This is a genomic window from Methylophaga sp. (genome assembly GCF_965655755.1).
Lineage (GTDB): Bacteria > Pseudomonadota > Gammaproteobacteria > Nitrosococcales > Methylophagaceae > Methylophaga.
This window is the reverse complement of sequence record NZ_CBFHHW010000009.1, coordinates 1-3167: the sequence shown is the minus strand read 5'-3', so window position 1 is coordinate 3167 and position 3167 is coordinate 1. Positions and strand designations below refer to the sequence as shown.

General features: G+C 43.9%; 1 protein-coding gene and 1 pseudogene (1 of these 2 running past the window's edge). Both read left to right on the top strand.

Annotated elements, in window-relative coordinates; all coding sequences use genetic code 11:
• Positions 1-502: pseudogene (map, locus tag ACTF5U_RS04685) on the top strand (type I methionyl aminopeptidase); it begins 356 nt to the left of the window's first position.
• A complete protein-coding gene (gene glnD, locus ACTF5U_RS04680; RefSeq protein ID WP_438970482.1) occupies positions 502-3132 on the top strand; it encodes a [protein-PII] uridylyltransferase in 2631 nt (876 codons plus the stop codon). Before map ends, glnD begins: the two are co-directional and overlap by 1 nt.
• The last annotated feature ends 35 nt before the right edge of the window (positions 3133-3167 follow it).

Here is a 3167-nt window from a genome sequence, read left to right as displayed (position 1 = left end):
CGATATCATTAATATTGACGTCACTGTTATAAAAGATGGCTACCACGGTGATACCAGTAAAATGTTCCACGTTGGAAAGACATCTATCCTTGCTGAGCGTTTATGTCGTGTCGCCCGTGAATCCATGTTAATAGGTATAGACATGGTCAAGCCTGGCATACGCTTAGGTGATATCGGGCATGCAATCCAGCAACATGCCGAAAAAGAAAAATTTTCAGTTGTTCGTGAGTATTGTGGGCATGGAATTGGTCAGGTATTTCATGAAGAACCACAAGTTTTGCATTACGGAACGCCTGGAACAGGGATGGAACTGAAAGAAGGTATGACATTCACCATTGAACCCATGATTAACGCCGGTAAACGACACGTGCGCCAGTTACCCGATGGCTGGACAGTGGTTACCAAAGATCGCTCTCTTTCAGCACAATGGGAACACACGATTCTGGTCACGAATAACGGCTATGAAATATTAACGCTCCGGGAAGAAGAAAAAGCCAGCTGATGTCCGCCTTGATGCCGCCACAAGAAATGTCCGTCTGGGAAGTTGGCAACCTGGTGATGCCACCTGATGCTGAAGTCAATAGTGAGCTTTGTCGTCATGCATTGAAACAAAGTCAGGAATTTCTAAAACAGCAGTTCGATCAAGGGATTCCAGTCGAAGAACTGGTTTATCAACGAGCCGCATTTGTTGACGAAATTTTGCAGCAAATGTGGCAGCAGCATATCGATGATGCATCGCCAGTCAGTCTTATTGCCGTCGGTGGTTATGGCCGTGGTGAGCTACATCCTTTTTCTGATATCGACTTGCTTGTATTACTGGACGAATCTGTTTCCGAGCATCCGCCACAATCCTTGTCCGATTTTCTGACTCAATTATGGGATATTGGACTCGAGATAGGCCACAGTGTCAGAACGATTCAGGAATGTAGACAACAAGCTGAAGAAGACATCACGATCTCGACAAACCTGCTGGAGGCACGTTTTCTCTGCGGGTATGAATCTCTTTTTGAATCGCTGCAACAGCTGACAGTTACCAATAAAACTTGGGATACAAAACGCTTTTTCGAATTAAAAAGAGAAGAACAGCAACAACGCCATCAGAAATTTAACGACACCACCAATCATCTTGAACCTAATATCAAAGAGTCTCCCGGCGGCCTTCGAGACATACAGGTGGTGAACTGGGTCGCTCAGCAACATTTTGATGTCAAAAATCTGGAAGGTCTGAGACAAAAAGGGTTTCTTGCGAATAGTGAATTTGAAACGCTGCAAAAAGCGCAAGACTTTTTATGGACCATCCGCTTTGCCTTACATCATCTGGCAGGACGTAAACAAGAAAAGTTGATGATTGATCATCAACGTGAACTCGCCAAACAATTAGGTTACAAAGATACTGCCAACCGCATGGCGGTCGAGCACTTCATGAAAGACTATTACCGCTGCGCACGATCAGTGGATCAAATGAACAGTCTTCTTTTACAGTTGTTCGAAGAGACGATTATTCAGGCTGATGAAACCCGCCAGGTCAAAATCATCAACCGTCGTTTTCAGGCACATAATGGTTACCTTGAAACCATTAATCCAGGTATCTTCGCGTATTATCCCTATGCCCTTTTGGAAGTGTTTCTTGTTCTTGAGCAGCACCCTGAAATTAAAGGCGTCAGAGCATCAACGATTAGGCAGATTCACGCCCACCTGCATCTGATTGATGATAAGTTCCGCCGTGATATACGAAACCGCACTTTGTTTATGGAAATCATTCGTCAGCCCAAAGGCATCACGCATGAATTCAGGCGGATGAATGAACTTGATGTGTTAGGTGCATACTTGCCTGAGTTTGGGCGAATCGTCGGACAAATGCAGCATGATTTGTTTCACGCCTACACGGTGGACGAACATACCTTGTTTCTTGTTCGAAATCTGCGTCGTTTCTCCTGCGAGGAATATAAAACCGAGTTTCCACTTTGTTCGGAAATTTTTTATCAACTACCGAAACCAGAAATTCTCTATATCGCAGGTATTTATCATGACATTGCCAAAGGACGTGGCGGTGATCACAGTGTGTTGGGTATGGCTGATGCCGAGGCATTTTGTGAAAGGCACAATTTAAGTCAATACGATACGGATACTGTGACATTTTTGGTCAGACAACATCTTGCGATGTCAGCCACTGCTCAAAAAAGCGATCTGGAAGATCCTGATGTCATTAAAAAATTTGCGGATCAGGTCAAAACCACTGATCGTCTCAATTACCTTTACTTACTGACTGTGGCTGATATTCGAGCCACAAACGATAATCTTTGGAATGGCTGGCGGGATTCATTGCTTAGACAGCTCTACCACAGTACACGGCAATGGATTGAACACACTGAAGCACAAGCAAAAAGCACACGTGAAAAAAGTTATAAAAAATATCAGGAAGCAATGCAAACTCTGTTGTCAAAAGGTCGCCATCAACAGGATATCGGCCAGTTATGGCAAGCCTATGATCTGGAGTATTTTCTGCGCCACTCTATTGATGAGTTAGTCTGGCAAACTGAACAACGTCTCGATCATGCCGATGATGATCCCTTAATTGCAATACGCACGCACAATGAACAGCACACCCTAGAATTGTTTATTGTTACGCGTGATCGCCCCGGTATATTTGCTGCCATCACTTCTTCGCTGGAACAATGTCAGTTGAACGTATTGGATGCCAAAGTCAATATCACCAGTGAGCAAGATGCGCTCAATACGTTTATCGTCAATGGTGAAACCTTGGAATCCGGTGAGATTATCAAATCACTGAAAAAACAACTGGCGAATACGGGTGAAGTGAAACCATACTGTCCATTAATTACGCCTCGTACAATGAAGTTATTCAAGACTGAGCCCAGTATCGAGTTTGAAACTAATATGCAGCAAAATCATACTGTCATGTCGCTATTCACACATGATAGACCGGGCCTTGTATCTGCAGTGGCACAGGTTTTCCTTGCCTGTGAAGTGCAATTGATCAATGCGAAAATCAATACGCTGGGTGATCAGGTAGAAGACGTGTTTTTTATCACAACTGATGAAGATAGTGCTTTAAGCGAAGATGCAGAAATCGAATTAAAAGAGCGCCTGACAGAAAGCCTGTCACATTAAAAAAGGGCATGGTTGGAACACACCATGCCCTTTGT

Bases quoted from the DNA above. Each gene is read 5' to 3' on its own strand.
- glnD (WP_438970482.1), top strand. From the start codon at position 502: ATGTCCGCCTTGATGCCGCCACAAGAAATGTCCGTCTGGGAAGTTGGC.